This window comes from Streptosporangium sp. DT93, from assembly GCF_049844535.1.
Lineage (GTDB): Bacteria > Actinomycetota > Actinomycetes > Streptosporangiales > Streptosporangiaceae > Streptosporangium.
This window is the reverse complement of the sequence record NZ_JBNCLF010000032.1, coordinates 1-20,857: the sequence shown is the minus strand read 5'-3', so window position 1 is coordinate 20,857 and position 20,857 is coordinate 1. Positions and strand designations below refer to the sequence as shown.

The 20,857-nt window shown below is 72.1% G+C and carries 14 protein-coding genes; 8 read left to right on the top strand and 6 right to left on the bottom strand.

Features of this window, described 5'->3' with window-relative positions; all coding sequences use genetic code 11:
* Window positions 1-158: 158 nt before the first annotated feature.
* Window positions 159-1,451 carry an extracellular solute-binding protein gene (locus ACLQ2R_RS37900; protein WP_425966255.1) on the bottom strand — a complete coding sequence of 431 codons (1,293 nt, stop codon included), beginning with the start codon at window positions 1,449-1,451 and terminating at the stop codon, window positions 159-161.
* Between the two features lie 573 nt (window positions 1,452-2,024).
* Here ACLQ2R_RS37900 and pulA point away from each other — a divergent pair.
* Both pulA and ACLQ2R_RS37890 read left to right on the top strand, forming a co-directional pair.
* On the top strand, window positions 2,025-7,742 hold the full coding sequence (gene pulA / locus ACLQ2R_RS37895) for a pullulanase-type alpha-1,6-glucosidase (protein ID WP_425966254.1): 5,718 nt from the start codon (window positions 2,025-2,027) through the stop codon (window positions 7,740-7,742).
* A gap of 224 nt (window positions 7,743-7,966) precedes the next feature.
* Window positions 7,967-9,709, top strand: a complete 1,743-nt coding sequence (locus tag ACLQ2R_RS37890) for a carbohydrate-binding module family 20 domain-containing protein (RefSeq protein ID WP_425966253.1) — start codon at window positions 7,967-7,969, stop codon at window positions 9,707-9,709.
* Between the two features lie 144 nt (window positions 9,710-9,853).
* Here ACLQ2R_RS37890 and ACLQ2R_RS37885 read toward each other — a convergent pair whose 3' ends face one another.
* On the bottom strand, window positions 9,854-12,247 hold the full coding sequence (locus ACLQ2R_RS37885; RefSeq protein ID WP_425966252.1) for a WD40 repeat domain-containing serine/threonine protein kinase: 2,394 nt from the start codon (window positions 12,245-12,247) through the stop codon (window positions 9,854-9,856).
* Window positions 12,248-12,530: 283 nt separating this feature from the next.
* Between ACLQ2R_RS37885 and ACLQ2R_RS37880 the strand changes: the two genes are divergently transcribed.
* From ACLQ2R_RS37880 to ACLQ2R_RS37870, 3 genes are read left to right on the top strand one after another with little or no spacing between them, the layout of a single operon-like run.
* Window positions 12,531-13,886, top strand: a complete 1,356-nt coding sequence (locus tag ACLQ2R_RS37880; protein ID WP_425966251.1) for an ABC transporter substrate-binding protein — start codon at window positions 12,531-12,533, stop codon at window positions 13,884-13,886.
* Window positions 13,887-13,920: 34 nt separating this feature from the next.
* Complete coding sequence (locus ACLQ2R_RS37875; protein WP_425966250.1) at window positions 13,921-14,838, top strand: carbohydrate ABC transporter permease; 918 nt, start codon at window positions 13,921-13,923, stop codon at window positions 14,836-14,838.
* Window positions 14,835-15,734, top strand: a complete 900-nt coding sequence (locus tag ACLQ2R_RS37870; RefSeq protein WP_425966249.1) for a carbohydrate ABC transporter permease — start codon at window positions 14,835-14,837, stop codon at window positions 15,732-15,734. Before ACLQ2R_RS37875 ends, ACLQ2R_RS37870 begins: the two co-directional genes overlap by 4 nt.
* A 330-nt stretch (window positions 15,735-16,064) precedes the next feature.
* On the opposite strand, the gene ACLQ2R_RS37865 is transcribed toward ACLQ2R_RS37870, so the two are convergent.
* The 4 genes from ACLQ2R_RS37865 to ACLQ2R_RS37850 all read right to left on the bottom strand — a co-directional run bounded on the left by ACLQ2R_RS37865 (window position 16,065) and on the right by ACLQ2R_RS37850 (window position 18,400).
* The gene (locus tag ACLQ2R_RS37865) at window positions 16,065-16,481 is read right to left on the bottom strand and encodes a CBS domain-containing protein (protein WP_425966248.1); all 417 of its coding nucleotides are present in this window, start codon (window positions 16,479-16,481) and stop codon (window positions 16,065-16,067) included.
* 200 nt (window positions 16,482-16,681) lie between these two features.
* On the bottom strand, window positions 16,682-17,350 hold the full coding sequence (locus ACLQ2R_RS37860) for a cation transporter (RefSeq protein WP_425966247.1): 669 nt from the start codon (window positions 17,348-17,350) through the stop codon (window positions 16,682-16,684).
* Window positions 17,350-17,691 carry an ArsR/SmtB family transcription factor gene (locus tag ACLQ2R_RS37855; RefSeq protein WP_425966246.1) on the bottom strand — a complete coding sequence of 114 codons (342 nt, stop codon included), beginning with the start codon at window positions 17,689-17,691 and terminating at the stop codon, window positions 17,350-17,352. The genes ACLQ2R_RS37860 and ACLQ2R_RS37855 overlap by 1 nt, the downstream gene beginning before the upstream one ends.
* Window positions 17,692-17,896: 205 nt before the next feature.
* Window positions 17,897-18,400, bottom strand: coding sequence for a hypothetical protein (locus ACLQ2R_RS37850; RefSeq protein ID WP_425966245.1), 504 nt, complete (start codon window positions 18,398-18,400; stop codon window positions 17,897-17,899).
* Window positions 18,401-18,497: 97 nt separating this feature from the next.
* On the opposite strand from ACLQ2R_RS37850, the gene ACLQ2R_RS37845 reads away from it, so the two are divergent.
* The 3 genes from ACLQ2R_RS37845 to ACLQ2R_RS37835 all read left to right on the top strand — a co-directional run bounded on the left by ACLQ2R_RS37845 (window position 18,498) and on the right by ACLQ2R_RS37835 (window position 20,666).
* Window positions 18,498-19,082, top strand: coding sequence for a TetR/AcrR family transcriptional regulator (locus tag ACLQ2R_RS37845; RefSeq protein ID WP_425966244.1), 585 nt, complete (start codon window positions 18,498-18,500; stop codon window positions 19,080-19,082).
* 151 nt (window positions 19,083-19,233) lie between these two features.
* Window positions 19,234-19,542 carry a hypothetical protein gene (locus tag ACLQ2R_RS37840; RefSeq protein ID WP_425966243.1) on the top strand — a complete coding sequence of 103 codons (309 nt, stop codon included), beginning with the start codon at window positions 19,234-19,236 and terminating at the stop codon, window positions 19,540-19,542.
* The gene (locus ACLQ2R_RS37835) at window positions 19,539-20,666 is read left to right on the top strand and encodes an NlpC/P60 family protein (protein WP_425966242.1); all 1,128 of its coding nucleotides are present in this window, start codon (window positions 19,539-19,541) and stop codon (window positions 20,664-20,666) included. The genes ACLQ2R_RS37840 and ACLQ2R_RS37835 overlap by 4 nt, the downstream gene beginning before the upstream one ends.
* The last annotated feature ends 191 nt before the right edge of the window (window positions 20,667-20,857 follow it).

Genomic DNA, 20,857 nt, shown 5'->3' with positions numbered 1-20,857 from the left:
AGCATGGCGACGATCATGCACGCCACGCCCATCCAGCCGTTGACCGCGATGACCGCGATCCTCGGCGTGGTCGGGGCGTCGAGCCAGCGGAGCGCGCCCAGGCCCGCGGCCGGGTCCCTGGTCGTGTCGCTCACACGTCCAGTCGAGAGCGCCACGGCTCAGCTCCAGTCCTTGAAGATGCCGCGGTACTGGCCGTCGACCTTCTTGAGCATGTCCTCGGGGGTCGTCTTGCCGCCGACCAGCGACTGGTAGCCCTCCAGGAGCGGCTGGAAGAGCTGGCCGCCCTCGGGGATCCACGGCCGGGGGGAGGCGGTGTCCATGATCGGCTTGAAGATGGCGACGTCCTTGTTGCCCTGCACGTCGGGGTTGTCGTAGGCGGAGGCGCGGGTCGGCAGGAGGCTGATCTCCTTGGCGACCTTGGCCTGGGCCTCGGGGGTGCTCATGAAGCGGACGAACTCGTAGGCGGCGTCCAGTTTGGGGGAGCCGGCGTAGATCGCCAGGTTCCAGCCGCCGGTGGGGGCGCCGGCCTTGACCGAGCCCGCCGGGACCGGGGCGATGCCCAGGTTCTCCTTGTCCTTGAACTCCTTGCCCTGGTAGAGCTCGGCCAGCGACCACGGGCCGTTGTAGATCATCGCGGCCTTGCCGTCCTTGAGGGCGGTCATCGCGTTGGCGTAGCTGTCCTGGATGGCCGGCTTGGCCGCGGCGCCGGAGGTGACCAGGTCGGCGACGGTGGCCATGGCCTTGACGTTGGCCGGGGAGTTGACGGTGATCTTCTTGTTCTTCACGTCGAGGAGGTCGCCGCCCTCGCCGTACATGAACGGCAGCAGGAAGTAGGAGTCGACGTTGAGGGCCAGGCCGTTGACGCCGGTCTTCTTCTTGACGTCGAGCGCGACCTGCTTGAGCTCCTCGACGGTGGTGGGGGCCTTCTCGTGCCCGGCCTCGGCCAGCAGCCTCTTGTTGTAGAGCAGCGCCAGGGTGTCGGTGACCTGCGGCACCGCGTAGGTCTTGTCCTGGTACTTGGTGCTGCTGAGCGGGCCGGGCAGGAAGTCGGAGTCGTTCTCCACGGCGCGGGTGCCGTCCAGCGGCTGCAGGTAGCCGAGCGAGGCGAACTGGGAGGTCCAGGCCACCTCGGAGCGGATCACGTCGGGCGCGCCGGCGCCGGCCTGGGCCGCGGTCTGGAACTGGTTCTGCGCCTGGTCGGAGGGCACGTTGACGTACTTGACCTTGATATTGGGGTACTTCGCCTGGAACTCCTTGATGAGCGCCTGGAACGTCGGCCCCTCGCTGTCCGGCCGGACCGTGTCCCACCAGGTGATCTCGCCGCTGATCTTCGACGGGTCGGCCGCCGCGGACTGGGCGGGCGCCGCCGGGGCGGCGTCACCGCCACCGCAGGCGGAGACCGCCAGGGCGAGGGCCGCGACGATCGTCGCAGCCGAGAAGGCTCGCCGCATGTTCTCTCCTCAGGTTCAAGGGGGTGGCCGGACATCGAGCGACATCGAGGGAATCGGATGGAGCCGTCCGGCCGGATCTGGAGTACGCCGGACGTTACGCCGACGTGAACCCGAGTGGAAGAAGTTTCTGCAAGATTCTGCAAAGTCGTTACATACGTCCTCCAAAGCCGATGAATCCGGGAAACAGCCCGCTAATCCGCTCGCCCGCATTGGGGGTTAAATACCTATAAGTCCTATTTGTACGTTTAGCCGGACGAGCAAACACCCGTCGCACCACCGCCGTCTTACCGGATATTCAGAAAATTGCCGCAAGGGATTGCACAGATGTGTCCCAATGAGTAACTTCCGGGCAATACCTCCGAAACAACCTCCGTGGAGGCCCCCGTGGTCCGGCCACTCCCCCCACGGCGCGCGAGAACGACTCTGCGGGCGGGCGTCGCGCTCGCGACAGCCCTGATCGCCCCCCTCGCCGCCGTCCCGACCCCCGCCGCCGCATCCGCCGTGTCCGCCGCATCCGCCGTGTCCGCTGTGTCCGCTGTGTCCGCTGCGTCCACCGTGTTCACAGCGTCTTCCGTGTCCTCACCCGCCACGGGCACCGCCACCGGTGACGGCGCGCCCGTGGTCTCGCCGCTGAGCCGTACCGCCGAGCCCTCCGACAGGGAGCTGGCCCGGGACGCGCTGCGCGCCGACCTGAGCCGCGAGCGCTTCTACTTCGCGATGACCGACCGGTTCGCCAACGGCGACCCCCGCAACGACACCGGCGGCCTGTCCGGCGACCGGCTCGCCACCGGCTTCGACCCCGCCCACAAGGGGTTCTACCAGGGCGGCGACCTCAAGGGCCTGCTCGGCGGGCTCGACTACGTCAAGAAGCTGGGCAGCACCGCGATCTGGATCACCCCCGCGTTCGCCAACCGTCCCGTCCAGGGCACCGGCGCGAACGTCTCGGCCGGCTACCACGGCTACTGGATCACCGACTTCACCAGGATCGACCCGCACCTGGGCACCAACGCCCAGATGAAGGAGCTGGTGCGCGAGGCCCACCGGCGCGGCATGAAGGTCTTCTTCGACATCATCACCAACCACACGGCCGACGTCATCGACTACGCCGAGAAGACCTACTCCTACCGCTCCAAGGGCGCCTACCCCTACGTCGACACCGACGGCAGGCCGTTCGACGACCGCGACCACGCGGGCAGGGCCACCTTCCCCGAGGTGGACACCGGCTCGTTCCCGTACACGCCGGTCGCGCCGAAGAAGGCCAAGACGCCCTCCTGGCTGAACGACCCGACGATGTACCACAACCGGGGTGACTCCACCTTCAGCGGCGAGAACGACCAGTACGGCGACTTCTTCGGCCTCGACGACCTGTGGACCGAGCGGCCCGAGGTCGTCAAGGGCATGATCGACATCTACGAGACGTGGGTGCGCGAGACCGGCCTCGACGGCTTCCGCGTCGACACCGCCAAGCACGTGAACATGGAGTTCTGGGAGCGCTTCTCCCCGGCGCTGCGCGGCTACGCCGCCCAGCGGGGCAACAAGCGGTTCTTCATGTTCGGCGAGGTCTACTCCGGCGAGCCCGCCTTCACCAGCCGCTACTCCACCCGGGGCGGCATGAACGCCACCCTGGACTTCCCGTTCCAGGAGGCCGCCCGCTCCTTCGTCGGCGGCACCGCGGACGCGACCAGGCTGACCCGCCTGTACGCCGGGGACGACCACCACACCGACGCCGACGGCAACGCCTCGTCGCTGCCGACGTTCCTCGGCAACCACGACATGGGCCGCATCGGCCGATTCATCGCCCAGGACAACCCCGGGGCCACCGACGCCGAGCTGCTGCGCAGGGACCTGCTCGCCCACGAGCTGATGTACCTCACCCGCGGCCAGCCGGTCGTCTACTACGGCGACGAGCAGGGCTTCACCGGCGCGGGCGGTGACCAGGACGCCCGCGCGCCGCTCTTCCCGGCCAAGGCCGCCGACTACCTCGACGACGACCTCATCGGCACCGCCGCCACCCACGCGCGTGACAACCACGACCCCTCCCATCCGCTCTACCGGGGCATCGCCGCCCTGGCGGGGCTGCGCGACGCCCACCCGGCCCTGGCCGACGGCGCCCAGATCGAACGGCTCGCCTCCGGCGGCGTCTACGCCTTCTCCAGGATCGACGCGGGCCGCCAGATCGAGTACGTGGTCGCGGTCAACAACGCCGAGCAGCCCGCGACCGTGGCCGTGCCGACCTTCTCGGGAGGCGCCGCCTTCACCCGCGTGTACGGCGAGGGACCGGCCACGCTCACCAGCGCTGCCGACACGAAGCTGGGACTCACCGTCCCCGCCCTGTCGGCGGTGGTCTACCGCGCGCCGGCCAGGCTCGCCGCCCCGGCCACGGCCCCGGCCGTCTCGATCGCCCTGCCCGGCGCCGAGATCCGGGGTACCGCCGAGGACGGCAGGATCCCGGTCACCGCGACCGTGCCGGGCACCGGCTTCGACCAGGTCACCTTCGCCGCCAAGGCGGGTGGCGGACCCTGGCGGGTCATCGGCACCGACGACGCGCCGAACGCCTCGGCGACCGGCGACGGCGTCTCCAGGACGTTCCGGGTCTTCCACGACCTGCGCGGTCTCGCCGCGGGCACGAAGGTCTCGTACAAGGCCGTGGTGAAGGACTCCGCGGGGCGGATCGCCTCGGCGACGGCGGCGGCCACGGTCGGCGCCGAACCCGCCCCCGAGGAGCCCGGCACGGTGAGGCGCGACTGGCTGGTCGTGCACCACCAGCGCGCCGACGGCGACTACAGCGGCTGGGGCCTGCACGTGTGGGGCGACGTGGAGACCCCCACCGAGTGGGCCGCGCCGCTGCCGCTGACCGGCGAGGACGACTACGGCCGCTTCGCCTGGATCAGGCTCAAGCCGGGCGCCACCGACGTCGGGATCATCGTCCACAGGGGCGACGAGAAGGACGGCGGCGACCGGATCGTCGACCCGGCCAGGAACGGCGAGGTCTGGCTCAGGCAGGGGTCGGAGGCGATCCACACCTCCCGCGCCGCCGCCCAGGGGTACGCGACCGTCCACTACTCCCGCCCGGACAAGGCCTACGACGGCTGGGGCCTGCACCTGTGGGGCGACGGGCTCGCCGACGGGGTGCCCACCGACTGGGCCGCGCCGAGGCCCCCGGACGGCGTCGACGCCTCGGGCGCGTTCTGGCGGGTCCCGCTGAAGAACGCGTCGGTCCCGGTGAACGTCATCGTGCACAGGGGGGACGTCAAGGACCCCGGACCCGACCAGTCGTTCACCCCGGCCGCGCAGCCGGACGCCCACATCGTCTCGGGCTCGGCCACGGTCCACCCGACCCGCGCCGCGGCCGAGAACGTCGCGATCCTGCATTACCACCGGCCCGACGGGAACTATGAGGGCTGGGGACTGCACCTGTGGGGGGACGTGGCGGCTCCCACCGAGTGGGCCACGCCGCTCCGGCCCGCCGGTCGCGACGCCTTCGGCGTGTACTTCCGCGTCCCCCTGACCGAGGGGGCCGCGAACGTGAGCTACATCATCCACAACGGCGACGCCAAGGACCTGCCCGACAACCAGGCGCTGGACCTGGCCGCCGACGGCCACGAGGTGTGGCGGGTCGCCGGCACCGAGGGGCACCTGCTGCCCCAGCAGGCGGCGCGCGGCGCCGACGCCGACCTGTCGAAGTCCTCGGCGCACTGGATCGACCGCTCCACCGTCGCCTGGAAGATCGACTCCTCGCCGTCCAACCGCTACGCCCTGGCCTTCGCCGCCAAGGGCGGCATCACCCACGACAAGGGGGACCTGACCGGCGACCTGAAGCTGATCCGGCTGACACCGGGCGCGCTGACCGGCGCGCAGAAGGCGAAATGGCCGCACCTGGCCGGGCACGCCGCCCTCACCGTCGACCCGCGCGACACCGACCTGGTACGGGAGGCCACGCGCGGCCAGGTCGTGGCCGTCGAACGCGACGTCTCCGGCGCCCTGCTGACCGCCACCGGCGTGCAGCTTCCCGGCGTGCTCGACGACCTGTACGCCGCGGCGGCGGGCGCCGATCTGGGACCGTCCTGGAACGGCGGCACGCCCCAGCTGTCGATCTGGGCGCCGACCGCGCACAAGGTCGAACTGGCCCTGTACCGCGACGCCTCGGGCGGGACCCGCACCGTGCACGCCATGCGGCGCGACGACCGCACCGGCGCCTGGTCGGCGCGCGGGCAGCGCGACTGGAAGGACCGCTACTACACGTTCCTGGTGACGGTGTACGTCCCGGCCACGGGCAAGGTCGTCGTCAACGAGGTGACCGACCCCTACAGCCTGTCGCTGTCGGCCGGCTCCGGCCGCAGCCAGCTCGTCGACCTGTCGGACCGGGCGCTGCGGCCCACCGGCTGGTCGTCGCGGGCCAAGCCCCCGGCCGTTCCCCAGAACAGGGCGTCCGTCTACGAGCTGCACGTGCGCGACTTCTCCGCCTCCGACGCGACCGTCCCGGCCGCCAGGCGCGGCACCTACGGCGCGTTCACCGGCGACTCGGCGGGCATGAGGGAGCTGCGCGCCCTGGCGAAGGACGGGCTGACCCACGTGCACCTGCTGCCGGTCTTCGACATCGCGACCGTCCCCGAGCGCAGGCCGGACCGGACCGAACCGGACTGCGACCTGGCCTCGATGGCCCCCGACTCCGAGGAGCAGCAGGCCTGCGTCACGAGGACGGCGGCCAGGGACTCCTTCAACTGGGGCTACGACCCGCTGCACTACACCGTGCCGGAGGGCTCCTACGCCTCCGACCCCGACGGGTCGTCGCGGATCAGGGAGTTCCGCGAGATGGTCGGCGGGCTGAACGGGGCCGGGCTGCGGGTGGTGATGGACGTGGTCTACAACCACACCCACGCCGCCGGGCAGGACCCCACCTCGGTGCTGGACCGCGTCGTGCCCGGCTACTACCACCGGCTCCTCGACGACGGCACCGTGGCCACCTCCACCTGCTGCGCCGGCACCGCGCCCGAGCACGCCATGATGGGCAGGCTCGTCGTCGACTCCGTCGTCACCTGGGCCCGCGAGTACCGGGTGGACGGCTTCCGGTTCGACCTGATGGGCCACCACCCGAAGGCGAACATGGTCGCGGTCCGCGAGGCCCTGGACCGGCTCACCCTCGCCCGCGACGGCGTCGACGGAAAGTCGATCCTCCTGTACGGGGAGGGCTGGAACTTCGGCGAGGTCGCCGACAACGCCCGCTTCGAGCAGGCCACCCAGGCGGAGATGGCCGGCACCGGGATCGGCACCTTCAACGACCGGCTGCGCGACGCGGTGCGCGGCGGCGGCCCGTTCGACGCCGACCCCCGCGTGCAGGGCTTCGGCTCGGGGCTGGCCGGGGCGCCCAACGGCTCGCCCGCCAACGGCGACGCCGAGGCGCAGCGGGCCCGGCTGCTGCGCTACCAGGACCTGATCAAGGTCGGGCTGACCGGCAACCTGCGCGACTACACCTTCACCGCCTCCGACGGGCGGCGCGTCAAGGGCTCGGAGGTGGACTACAACGGCTCCCCCGCCGGGTACACCGCCGCCCCCGGCGAGGCCGTCACCTACGTGGACGCCCACGACAACGAGACGCTCTTCGACGCGCTGGCCTACAAGCTGCCGCAGGCGACGGGCATGGCCGACCGGGTGCGGATGCAGTCGCTCTCGCTGGCCACCGCCGTGCTCGGCCAGGGCACCTCGTTCGTGCACGCCGGCAGCGAGCGGCTGCGCTCCAAGTCGCTCGACCGCAACTCCTTCGACTCCGGCGACTGGTTCAACCGGCTGCTGTGGGACTGCTCGGCGGGCAACGGCTTCGGTGCCGGTCTTCCCCCGAAGGCCGACAACGAGGACAAGTGGCCGTACGCCAGGCCGCTGCTCGCCGACCCGGCGCTGAAGCCGGACTGCGCGGCGATCGGCGCGGCCCGCGCCCGCTACGGCGACCTGCTGAGGATCCGCTCCTCCTCGCCCGCGTTCGCGCTGGACAGCCTGGCCGAGGTGCAGAAGCGGCTGACCTTCCCGGCCAGCGGCACCTCGGAGACCCCGGGTGTCGTGACCATGCACCTGGACTCCTCGGGCATCGACCCGCGCTGGAGGTCGATCACCGTCGTCCTCAACGCGACCCCCGAGGAGCAACGACAGACCGTCGACGCCCTCAAGGGCGGCCGGGTGACGCTCCACCCCGTCCAGGCGAGCGGCGACGACGCCGTCGTGAAGCAGTCGGCGTTCGACGAGGCGACGGGCACGGTGACGGTCCCGGCACGCACGGTGGCCGTCTTCGTCCGGCCCTGACCCGCTCCCCCCGCCCCCGGCCGTCCTTCTCCCGGCCCCGGCCCGACCCCCCGCCCCCCGGCCGCGCTCGCCCGGCCCCGACCCGCTCTCCCCCGGCCGTCCCGGGGCCGCCCGGAGCCTCTCCGGGCGGCCCGCGGGCGGCCACCGTGAAAACCCGCCGGGCCGGGTGTTGCAGCACCCGGCCCGGCCAGGGAACCCGTCCACCGATCTGGAGGCCCCCACCCGTGAAACCCTACCGAGTCATCGTCACCACGGTGCTGAGCGCGCTGGCCGGTGCCACCGTGCTGGTGCCCGCCGTGCTGAGCAGCCCCGCCCAGGCGGCCCCGCCCACCCCCGGGCCGATCGTCAAGCTGTGGAGCTGGAACTGGAACTCCGTCGCCAGGGAGTGCACCGACGTGCTCGGCCCGGCCGGGTTCGGCGCCGTCCAGGTCTCCCCGCCGAACGACTCGATGTCCAAGGGCGGCTCGGTCTGGTGGGACGTCTACCAGCCCGCCCGCTACACCCTGACCAGCAAGTTCGGCAACGAGACCGCGTTCAGGAACATGGTCGACGCCTGCCACGCCGCGGGCGTCAAGGTGCACGCCGACGCCGTCGTCAACCACATGACCGGCCAGGGCAGCACCAGCTACGGCGGCTACACCTTCGGCAAGTACGACTACCCCGGGCTGTACTCCCCGGCCGACTTCCACTCCCCCGCCTGCGTGATCAACGGCTCGGACTACACCAACGACGGCGGGCGGGTGCAGAACTGCGAGCTGGTCGGCCTGGCCGACCTCAACACCGGCTCGAATTACGTCCGCGACCAGATCGCCGGATACCTCAACAAGCTGACCTCGCTGGGCGTGGACGGCTTCCGGATCGACGCCGCCAAGCACATCAACCCCGCCGACCTGGCGGCGATCAAGAGCAGGCTGAACGGGTCGCCGTACATCCACCAGGAGGTCATCCAGGGCAACGGTGAGGCGATCTCGCCGAGCCAGTACACCGGCGTCGGCGACGTCCACGAGTTCGTCTACGGCCGCAAGCTCAAGGAGCAGTTCGCCGGCGGGCAGATCAAGAACCTGCAGTCGTTCGGGCAGAGCTGGGGCCTGTCGGTGCCCGGCGACAAGGCCGTGGTCTTCATCGACAACCACGACACCGAGCGCAACGGCTCGACGATGAACTACAAGAACGGCGACGCCTACCGGCTGGCCAACGTCTTCATGCTGGCCTGGCCCTACGGCGCGGCGCGCGTCTACTCCGGGTTCTCCTGGGGCGACACCGAGTCCGGCCCGCCCTCGGCAGGCGGCGGCTTCGTCACCGACACCAACTGCGGCAACGGGCAGTGGACCTGCTTCCACCGGCAGATGACCGGGATGGCGCGCTTCAACCGCACCGTCAACGGCAGCGCGGTCGCCAACTGGTACGACAACGGCAACAACGTGATCGCCTTCAGCCGGGGCAACAAGGGCTGGGTCGCGATCAACAACGAGGGCGCGAGCGTGACCCGCACCTTCACCACCGGCCTGCCCGCCGGGACCTACGCCAACGCCGCCGGCAGCGGCTCGGTGACCGTCGCCTCCAACGGCACGGCCTCGGTGACCGTCCCGGCCCGGGGCGCGGTCGCCGTCCACACCGGCGCCATGGGCCCCGGCCCGACCCCGACCCCGACCGTGACCCCGACGGCCGACCCCGGCCAGGTCGCCACCACCTTCAACGCCAACGTGACCACCACCTGGGGCCAGAACGTCTTCGTCGTCGGCAACGTCGCCGCGCTGGGCGCCTGGAACCCGGCGAACGCGATTCCCCTGTCGTCGGCCTCGTACCCGGTGTGGAAGGCCACGGTGAACCTGCCGCCCGGCACGGCGATCTCCTACAAGTACATCAAGAAGAACTCGGGCGGTTCCGTGACGTGGGAGAGCGACCCCGACCGCTCCTTCACCACCCCCTCCGGCGGTACGACGACGCGTAACGACTCCTGGCGCTGACCTCTGATCCCGGCGGGGCCCCGGCGATCCACCGCCCCGCCGGGCCCCGTCCCGGGCGCTCCTTCACGCGCCCGGAGCGCGGCGCCGGGCAGGATCGGCGCGGCCGGGCCGTACCTGAGGTGACCGCCCACGACACCGTCCGGGTCAGCCCAGCCGCCAGACCCGGACGGTGTCGTCGCCCCCGGCGGTGACGGCGACGGGACGCCCCTTCAGGTCGGCCACCGCGGCGCCGAACACGTTGTGGTCGTGGTCCGTGAACGCCTTCCCCGCGCGTCTTCCGGTGTCCAGGTCGTGGACCCGCGCGGTGGAGTCGTTGCTGCCGGAGACCACGACGGTGAGCGAGCCCACCCGGCCGACGGCCAGCGAGTAGACCCAGCCGGTGTGGCTCAGGATGGGCGGGCGCGCCTCGCCGTCACCGGCCGCGTCGTCGATGTGGATCTCCTGGGCGCCGCCCCCGGAGAGCACCACGAGCCTGCCGTCCAGCTCGGCCGTGGCGACGGCGGAGATCTGGCCGCGCTGGACGAGGATCGTCTCACCGGCCCCGCCGCGCAGCGGCCAGCGGCGCACCGCCCCGTCGCCACTCCCGGTGAACACGACGGGCTCGCCGTCGAGCACGGCGGTCGCCAGGGCGAACACCGCCGCGCCGGAGACATCGCGGGGCTTGCCGATCTCCTTCCCGGTCCTCAGGTTCCACACGCGCAGGCTGCCGTCCTGTCCGCCGGTCACCGCGACCGGCCCACCGTCGAGGTCGGCCACGGCGACGGAGAAGTCGCTGCCACCGGTGCCGATGGGCTTGCCGATCGCCCTGCGGCGGGCCAGGTCCCAGCGGCGCACGGTGCCGTCGTCACCGGCCGACACCGCGATCGCCCTGCCGTCCAGCTCGGTGACCGCGACGGACCGCACCCAGCTGCCGTGCCCGGTGAGCGTGGCCAGCGGCTTGCGGGTGGCGAGGTCCCACAGCCGGACGGTGCCGTCGTTGGCGCCGGAGACGATGACGGGCTTGCCGTCCACCTGGGCGACCTGCACCGTTCCCACGTCGTCGCGGTGCCCGCGCAGCGGCCCGCCGACGGGAGTGCTCTTCCAGTCGCCGGTGACCGCGGTGGGGGTGGCCACCGGGGACGCGGACCCTCCGGGGGAGGGGGAACCGCCCGGGGAGGGGCCGTCGGGCGAGGGGGCAGCGGAGGAGGCGGTGTTCCGCGGGGAGCCGGACAGCGCCACCGGGGCCGGGCCGGACCCCTGCCCGGTCCCGGCCAGCAGGGGCGGGAGCACGAAGATCGCCGCGGCCGAGACCGCGACCGCCGAGACGGTGACGGCCGCCCCGATCCGCCACGGGCGTGACCGTCCCGGGTCACGCGATCCGCCCGGCGCGGTCGTCGTCAGGGGTCTCGCGCCGGGCCCCTCCAGGGCGGCGGGCCTCCGGTCCCGGGGGTCGGTGCCCGGTTCGAGCGGCGGGTGCCCGGCGTACGGGAACGGCGGGAGCGAGCGCGGCGGCGGGTCCTGCGGGAACGCCGCCCCCGGCACCGGCGCGTCCCGCGGCACCGGCGCCGTCCACGGGGACGGCGCGTCGTAAGGGGCGTCGCGTGGCGGTGACGGGAACGCCGCTCCCGGAGCGGGCGGGGACGAGGCGGGCGGGGACGGGACCGGCGAGGGCGGGGCGGGCGTCGCCGGGATCGTGCCCCGGACGGACGCCGGGAAGGCGGGGGAGGCCGGGGACGGTCCCGTGGCGCCCGGGGAGGGCTGGCGGATGAGCCGGAACAGCAGGTCCGCGGCCGTGGGCCGGCTCTCGGGAGACTTGGCCAGGCAGTCCGCCAGCAGCGGCCGTAACCCCTCGGGCACCTCGGACAGGTCGGGCTCGGCGTTGAGGATGCGGTGCAGCACGGCCGGGATGCTGTCCTGGCCGAACGCCGGACGGCCCGTGGCGGCGAACACCATCGTCACGGCCCAGCTGAAGACGTCCGAGGGGGCGGCGGCCGGCATGCCGTGGATCTGCTCGGGGGACATGTAGGTCGGGGTGCCGACCGCGCCGCTGGTCTGGGCGACCGAGGCGTCGAGCGTCCTGGAGATGCCGAAGTCGATGACGCGCGGGCCGTCGTGGCCGAGGAGCACGTTGGCCGGTTTGACGTCCCGGTGCACGATGCCGGCCTGGTGGATGGCCACGAGCGCGGTGGCGGTGCTGATCGCGACGCGCTGCAGGACGGCGCCGTCGCGCGGCCCCTCCCTCTCGACGGCCTGCTGCAACGACGGCCCGTCGATGAACTCGCTCACCACGTAGAGGTGGCCGCCGCTCTCCCCCGCGTCCAGAACCCGGGCGGTGCAGAACTCGGCGATCTGCCGCGCGACGCTGATCTCCCGCTGGAAACGCGCCCGCACGACCTGGTCGGCGGCGAACCTCGGGTGCAGCATCTTGACCGCGACGCGCTCACCGGCCGGATCACGGGCGAGGTAGACCGCGCCCTGCCCGCCCTCGCCGAGCCTGGCCTCGATCGCGTACGGACCGAGGCTCGTGGGGTCTCCGGGCCGCAGCGCCGTGCCGGCCATCGTGCTCCTCCCCCGGCGCGCACCCGTCCGGATCCGATGGGACCCGCCCGGCGGGCCCCGTGCCCCGCGGTCCGCGGCCACGGGACGCGCCACCCCGCGCGACGTCTTCCGCGAAAGAGCATGCCATCACCGGCAAGGTACGCCAAACCACCCACAAGCCCCCGGACGTCCCGCCCGGGACCGGGCCGGTCCGTCCCCGGGCGAGCGGAGTGAGACATGACCGTTTGTTTCTCGTTCGAGGGGAAGACGGAGCGCACTCACTTTCAGAGAAGAGGGTGGATACATGCCTGTTTCACGAGCGGGGCGCGTGGCCACGGCGGCGATGCTGGCCGGTTGCCTGACCGCGTGCGGAGGGGTCGGGGCGGACAAGGGAGCGACCGGGGGTGGTGAGCCGGGCGCCGCGTCCCTCACCACCATGGGGTTCGGTCTTCCCGACGAGATCGCCACGGTGCGGGTGGACGCCTTCAAGAAGGCGTACCCCAAGGTCAAGGTGACGATCAACCAGGGTCAGTTCAACGAGCAGGCGTTCCTGTCGGCGGTGGCCTCCGGCAACCCGCCCGACGTGGTCTACCTGGGCCGGGACCGGCTCGGCGGTTACGCCGCCCGGGGGGCCATCCAGCCGCTGGACTCCTGCATCAGCGGACAGTCGATCGCGACCGGCGACTTCTACCCCGCCGCGCAGCAGCAGGTGCGCTTCGCCGGCAAGTGGTACGCCGTCCCTGAGTTCTACAACTCCATCGTCCTGCTGGTGAACAACAAGGCCGCGCGCGACGCCGGGGTGGACCCGGCGAGCATCGACACCTCCGACTGGGACGGGCTGGCCGAGCTGGCGAAGAAGATGAACCGGGTCACCGACGGCAGGATCGAGCGCTTCGGCTTCTATCCCAAGCTGCCGGAGTTCCTGCCGCTGTGGGCCAAGGCCAACGGCGCGGACCTGCTCAGCGAGGACGGCCGCACCGTCAACCTGGACGACCCGAAGGTCACCGAGGCACTGGAGTACGCCACCGGCCTGGTGGAGTCGCAGGGCGGGTGGAAGAAGCTCAAGGCCTTCACCGACACGTTCGACTACTTCGGGGAGGGCAACCCGTTCGCCAAGGACCAGATCGGCGCGATGCTGACCGAGCAGTTCGTGATCAGCGCGATGGCCGGGGTCACCCCGGACGCGGACATCACGGTGGTGCCGTTCACCGACCGCCGGGGCAAGCCGGTGAACATGGTGGGCGGCAACGCCTGGGCCATCCCCAAGGGCGCGCGCAACGCGGACGCGGCCTGCTCGTGGATCAAGACGATGACCGCGGCCGACACCTGGGTCGCGGCGGCCCGCGCCCGCGCCGACAAGCGCGCCAAGGAGGGGAAGGTCAACATCGGCACCTACACCGGCAACGCCAAGGCCGATGAGGTGATCTTCTCCGAGGTGGTCAAGGGCAGCGGCAAGAAGGCCTACGACGACGCCGTGAAGACCATCCGCGCCGTGCAGGAGGCCGGCTTCGTGGTGCCGCAGTCGGCGGCCGCCGCCGAGTTCAACACCGCCTGGCAGGACGCGGGCACGAACGTGCTGCAGGGACGCCAGAAGGCGGCCCAGGCCCTGGCGGAGGCGGACGCCAAGGCGCAGAAGGCCATCGACGAGGCGCAGCCGTGAGTCTCCGTCCGGGCACGTGCGCGGGAGGCCTGCCGTGAAGGCCGCGCTCTCCCGCCCGGAGACGCGCTGGGCGTACGTCTTCGTGCTTCCCTGGGTGATCGGCCTGCTGCTCTTCCAGCTCGGGCCGATGATCGCCAGTCTGGTGCTGTCGTTCACCGACTACGACCTGATCAGCTCGCCGCGGTTCACCGGCCTGGACAACTACGCCACGATGGCGCAGGACCCCAAGGTGATACGCGCCATCGGCAACACCCTGTTCTACACCGTGCTGCACGTCCCGCTCTCGATCGCGCTGGCCCTGGGGCTGGCGCTGATCCTGAACCGCATCACCGGCCGGGCGGCCGGGGTCTTCCGGACGATCTTCTACCTGCCGTCCATGACCCCCCACGTCGCCGTGGGCGTGCTCTTCCTGTTCCTGCTGAACGGCCAGGTGGGCGTGGTCAACCAGTTCCTGGCCCTGTTCGGGGTGCAGGGACCGCAGTGGACCAGCGACCCTGACTGGATGCTGGCGGGCATCGTGCTGATGTCGCTGTGGAACCTCGGCTCGACCACCATCATCCTGTTCGCCGCGCTGCGCAACGTCCCGGCGGAGCTGAGCGAGGCCGCGATGATCGACGGGGCGGGCACGTGGCAGCGGTTCCGGTCGATCACCCTGCCGATGATCGGCGGGGCGCTGTTCTTCGTGGTGATCGTCAACACGATCGCCTCGCTGCAGATGTTCGACCAGGTCTACACGATGTACTTCGGCAGCACGCAGGCCCAGAACTCCTCGGGCGACGCCGCCCTGTTCTACGTGATCTACCTTTTCCAGCAGGCCTTCCAGTACCTGCACATGGGTTACGCCTCCGCGCTGGCCTGGGTGCTGTTCCTGGTCATCGCGGTCATCACGGTGATCCAGGTGAAGGTGGGCAACCGGCTGGTGTACTACGAGGCCGAGGAGCACAGCCGATGACCACCCTGCGACAGGCGGCACCCCCCGCCGCCGAGCCGGTCGCGCCGGCGCCCGACGACGCCGCCAGGCCGACCCGGAGGATCTTCTTCCTGATCGTGCTGGCCGTCGCCTCGGCGATCCTCATGTACCCGTTCGCCTGGCTGGTCTCGGCGTCGCTGAAACCGCGCGACCGGACGTTCAGCGACCCGTTCCTGCCCTGGCCGACGCCGTTCCGGCCGGAGAACTACGTCTCGGTCTGGGACGCCGCGCCGATGCTGACGTGGCTGGTGAACACCCTGGTGGTGGGCGTCGTCGCCGCCTTGGCGGTGACGCTGTCGAGCGCGTTCGTCGCGTTCGGCTTCGCCTACTTCCGCTTCCCCGGCCGGGGACTGCTGTTCGCGAGCGTGCTGGGCACGATGATGCTGCCCGGCGCGGTCACGCTGGTCCCGACGTACCTGATCTGGAACTCGGTGGGGCTGACCGGCACACAGGTGCCGCTCTGGGCGGCCAACGTGTTCGGGTCGGCGTTCTACATCTTCCTGCTGCGCCAGTTCCTGCTTGGCGTGCCCCGGTACGTCTTCGAGGCGGCGCGCGTGGACGGCGCCTCGTACCTGGACCTGTTCTGGCGGATCGCGCTCCCCCTGTCGCGGCCGGCGCTGATCATCGCGTTCGTCTTCGAGCTCAAGGCGAGCTGGTTCGACCTGATGAAGCCGCTGATCTACCTGCAGGACCCGGCCCTCTACACGCTGCCGAGGGGGCTGAAGGCGGTGGTCGACCAGTTCTACCAGGGGGGCGACCCCAAGTGGGAGATCGTGCTGGCCGCCAGCGTGATCACCACGCTGCCGCTGATCGCGATCTTCTTCATGGGGCAGCGGTACTTCCTCCAGGGCATCGCCACGACCGGCCAGCGAGGGTGAGGCCGGCCCCCGCCGCGCGGGGGACGTCTCCTCGCGGGGGCGTCTCCTTGCCCTGCGGGGGCCGTCTCCTCGGGGGGCCGTCCTTCCCCTCCGCCCGGACGAGACCCGATCCCGGACGCGGGGGGGGGGGGGGGCCGGGGGGGGGGGGGCCCCCCGCCGGCCGCGCCCCAGCGCGGGGGGCGGGGGACCCCCCCGGGGAGCCCGGGCTGCCCCCGCCCCCGGCACCACCCCCCAGCCGGGCCGGGTCTGGGGCGGCGCCCCGTGGAGGGGAGCCGCCCGAGACGGCCGATCACCTGCCGGGCGGCGGTGCTCCCCGCCCGGTACGCCGGGTCAGTCGCTGGTCAGCGCGTCCAGGAGGTCGCCGACCGGGGCGTCCGGCAGCGCACGGGCCACGTCGGCCAGCGCCACCATGCCGATCAGCGTGTGACCGTCGATGACCGGCAGACGGCGCACCTTGTGCGAGGCCATCGTGCGCAGGATCTCGCGGGCGTCGTCGTCGGCACCGATGGTGACGGGCTTGCCCTCGCCCAGCTCGCCGGCCAGGCAGCCCTTGGGGTCCTTGCCCTTGGCCAGCACCTTCACCACGATGTCGCGGTCGGTGAGCATGCCCTGAAGCCGGTCGTCGGAGCCGCAGATCGGCAGCGAGCCGACGTCCAGGCGGGCCATCTTCTCGGCCGCCTCCAGGACGGTCTCCTCGGCCTGTACACACTCGGCGTTCGAAGTCATGATCTCTCGTGCGGTGGACATACTGCTCCTCTCTTCGCGCTCCGCCCTGGCGAGCGGCTGTGGACGACTCGCCTACCCGCGGCCGCGTCCCTGACACATCGATGTCAGAGGTGCGAAGAAAAGATCACCCTCGTGTCACGGCACTCGCCAACCGGCCCGCCGCGCTCCGCCCGGCAGCCCGTCACCTCCGGCGGCCCGCGACCTCCGGCGGGTCGCCGCCGTCAGCGGCCGCAGGCCGGCGGCGACCCCGCCGTCCGCCCGGCGGGCGGGGCGCAGCAGGTGTCCCCGCGCCAGGCGTCGCGGCCCTCCTTGACCGCCACGGCCGCGATCAGCAGGGCGGCGACCGGATCGGCCCACCACCAGCCCAGCAGGCTGTTGGCGGCCAGGCCGATCAGCAGCACCGCCGACAGGTAGGTGCACAGCAGCGTCTGCCGGGAGTCGGCCACGGCCGAGAGCGACCCGAGCTCGCGGCCGGCCCGGCGCTGGGCGTACGACAGCAGCGGCATGATCGCCACGCTGAGCGCGGCCAGGATCAGGCCGGGGGTGGAGTGTTCGGCCCGGTCGGCGCCGAGCAGTGCCCGGACGGCCTCGACGCCGACGTAGGCGGCCAGGGCGAAGAACGAGAACGCGATGACGCGCAGTGCTGTCCTCTCCCGCCGTTCGTGGTCGGCGGCGGAGAACTGCCAGGCCACCGCGGCGGCCGAGGCGACCTCCACGACCGAGTCCAGGCCGAAACCGATCAGCGCGGCGGACGAGGCCAGGGTGCCGGCGGTGACGGCGACGGCCGCCTCGACGACGTTGTAGGTGATGGTCGCGGCCACCAGCAGCCGGATGCGCCGGGTCAGGACGGCGCGGCGGGCCGGGGCGGGGCCGAGGGAGAGGGTGGCCATCAGCAGCAGCCCTTCTCCGCGGCGTCGGCGCAGGTGCGCTCGGCGTCGGCGGCCACCGCGACGACGGCGGCGCGCAGGTCGTCCAGGGCGTGGCCGAGCCGGGCGTCGGCCAGCTCGTAGCGGATGCGCCGGCCCACGGGGACGGCGACGACCAGTCCGCAGTCGCGCAGGCAGGCCAGGTGGTTGGACAGCCGGGTACGGGAGACGCCCAGGGTCTCGGCCAGCTCGGCCGGGTGGGCGGGGGCCTGGCGAAGGGCCAGCAGGATGCGGCAGCGGATCGGGTCGGCCAGCGCGCGGCCGAACCGCACGAGCACCTCGATCTCGGGGGCGAGCGTCGGCATGCCCACACCGTACACAGAATTCTGAATTCAGGGAATCCTGTACCGTGTTCCGCGATCACGCGGACGCCCGCGAGCCGAGCGGCCGGAGGTGGCCGGCGACGCCCGCGAGCCCCGCGACCGGGGCGGCCGGTGACGTCCCGCGGCCCTCCGGTGGAGGTGACCGGTGGATCCGGGGCCCCTCACCGGCGGGCGGCCTCCCGGCGGGTCACGGCCGCGGCTCGCGATCGCCGCTCCTCGGCGTGGACACCTTGGCCGCGGCGTCGCGGAGGACCCCGGGCACCAGCAGGCGGTGGACGGCCGACAGCGGGGGCCACACGACCCGCCCCAAGGGCCGGTCGTGGCGCAGGAGGGTCGCCAGCGACACCTCGCCCCCGGCCGCCCGTACGAGAAGGTTGCCGGTCAGGAACCAGGAGGCGGCCTCCAGCCGGATCCAGTCCTCACCGCGCCCGCCGACCCTCCATCCCGCCACGGTGTCCGGCGATCGCCTCCGGTCGAGCCGGAGGCCGAGGAAACCCCGCCAGAGCAGCGTCTCCACGGCGCTGGGGACGTTGCCGAACATCGCCCGCGCCCACTGCTCCGGCGTCGCCTCCGCGTCCGCGGAGAGGGCGAAGTGGTCGCCGTAGTCGACGCGGGACAGCGAGCCGAGCGCGCGGACGGACGCGGGGACGTCGCGCGTCCCCACGACACCGCCTGCGGAGCGGATGGTCATCGTGAACCTCCAGATATGTATACGCCACCGTATAAAATAAGGCTAGCCCGCTTATACGGTGGCGTATACATAGTGCGGAAGTGAGGTGGGACACATCGTGGGAGCGACGCGTACCCCGCGTGACCGGTGGATCGAGGAAGGGCTGCGGGCCCTGGCCGCGGGCGGCCTGGACGCCGTCCGCGTCGAGGTTCTGGCCAAGAGGCTGGGCGTCACCAAGGGCGGGTTCTACGGATCCTTCGCCGATCGCGACGCCCTGCTGGAGGAGATGCTGGACACCTGGGAGCGGGAGAGCACCGACGAGGTGATCGACCGCATCGAGCGCGAGGGGGGCGATCCGAAGACCAAGATCCATCGCGCCGGCGTCCTGACCTTCTCCGACGACCGCCTGCTGCCCATCGACCTCGCGATCAGGGACTGGGCCCGGCGCGACGAGGCGGTCGCCGAGCGCCTGCGACGGGTGGACAACCGGCGCATGGCCCTGCTGCGGGAACTGATCGGAACCTTCTGCTCCGACCCCGACGAGGTCGAGGCCCGCAGCATGCTCGCCTTCTGCGTGGCGATCGGCGAGCACTTCCTCGCCGCCGACCACGACGGCCGCACCCGGGCCCAGGTCCTCGCCCGCGCCGCCGACCTGCTGCTCGACCGCTCCGGCCGGCGGGACCGCGACCGAAGGTTCAGATGACCGATGCGTTTTCGTCGTAGACGATCGCCCTTCGATGGATATGATCGTTTCTCGGCGGATATGACCGGACGGTGGGCAGGCAACCGGTCAGCGAGCCGAATCGGCGTCCGGGGAGGCGACTTCTCGGCGACGGGGGAAGGAGCCCGCTCCGGTGGCAAAACTCGATCTGAACCGTGAGGCGCTGGCCAAGCTGCGCGTCGCGGTGAACACGCAGGGGGGAAGGCTCGCCGCGGTCGGCGACGACTTCCCCGCCAGGGGCGGCGCGAGCTCGTCGATCTTCGGGACCCTGGCCGGCGCCCAGGAGCTGGCCGACGCGATCGGCCGCGTCGAGGCGCACGCGGACAAGGAACTGGGCACGGTGAAGAGCCGTCTCGACGGCGTGGAGCGGGCCCTCGACACGATCGAGAGCAACGTGACCGCGGCCGAGCGGGGCACCACGGCCAACCTCCCCGCCGTATGAGCGCCGTCGACGCCGTGGCGGCACTGCCCGGAGGCCAGGCCCTGGCCACGCTGGCGAAGAAGACGGACGGGGACCCCGGCGCGATCCGGGCGATCGCCGCCCGGTGGCGCAAGGCGGCCGGCTCGTCCGCCGAGCCGTTCGCGCTGCTCGGCAAGGCGGTCCACCAGGTGGACACCGCCTGGAAGGGCTCCTCGGCCGACGCCTTCGTGGCGTACATGCGCCGCTACGGCAGCGCGGGCACCTCCCTGCGAGACGCGCTGGGTGACTGCGCGGCCTCCCTGGAGACCGCCGCCGGCGCCGTCGAGACGGCGAAGTCGAACGCCGAACGCGCCTGCGGTGACGTGCTGACCTGGGTCGCCGAGTACCGGCGCGTCAACCCGCACGCCACCGAGGCGCAGCTGAAGCCCGGCATCGGCCAGCGGATCCAGCTCGCGACGTCCCAGGTGCAGGGGTACGTCGACTCGGCCGAGACCGCGCTGTCCACCGCGCGGACCGAGATCGGCAAGCATCTCGGCGACACCACGCTGTTCTCCGCCATCCCGGCCGTGGGCGACCAGAGCTTCGTCCCCGGCCCCGGGCACACCACCCGGTGGGTGCCGGTGTCCGAGGACGAGCTCCGCACCACCAAGCTCGCCGGTGCGGAACCCGGCCCGCAGGGCGGCGGTGGCGGGCAGGGGAACGGCGGCGGATCGTCGTCCGGCGGCCACACCGGAGGCGGGAGCGGTGGCGGTGGAGGCGGTGGCGGGCAGGCGGTCCCGTACACGGTCACCGGAAACGGCACCGGGGCCGACATCGTGGCCGCCGCGAGAAGCCACATCGGCAAGCCCTACGTCTTCGGCGCCGACGGGCCCAACGCGTTCGACTGCAGCGGCCTGGTGCACGTCTCGCTGAACGAGGCGGGGATCAAGATCGGGGACAGCACCGCCGCCGGGTACCAGGACAGCGGCCGGCCGATCACCGGACCGCCCCAGCCGGGCGACATCGTCTTCTTCGGCGATCCGGCGAGCCACTGCGCCGTCTACATCGGCGACGGCAACATGATCGCCGCCCCGCGGACGGGCGACGTCGTCAAGGTCCAGTCGGTGGCCGGCGCGTCGCCCATCTCCTACCGGCGCTTCACGTGACGTCCGCTTGACATCCTCCCCTCCCTGAAGGGAGGGGATTCCCACGGTCGCCCGTGGCAGTTCCTGCTTCACCGCCGACCGCCCGCCCGAGAGGACTCTCGTTGAGGTCTTACGTCAGCTCCACAGGCGTTTCACCTCTCCGCCGGCCCGGCGGCGAGGATGTTCTTCGCGGCGTTCACATCCCGGTCGTG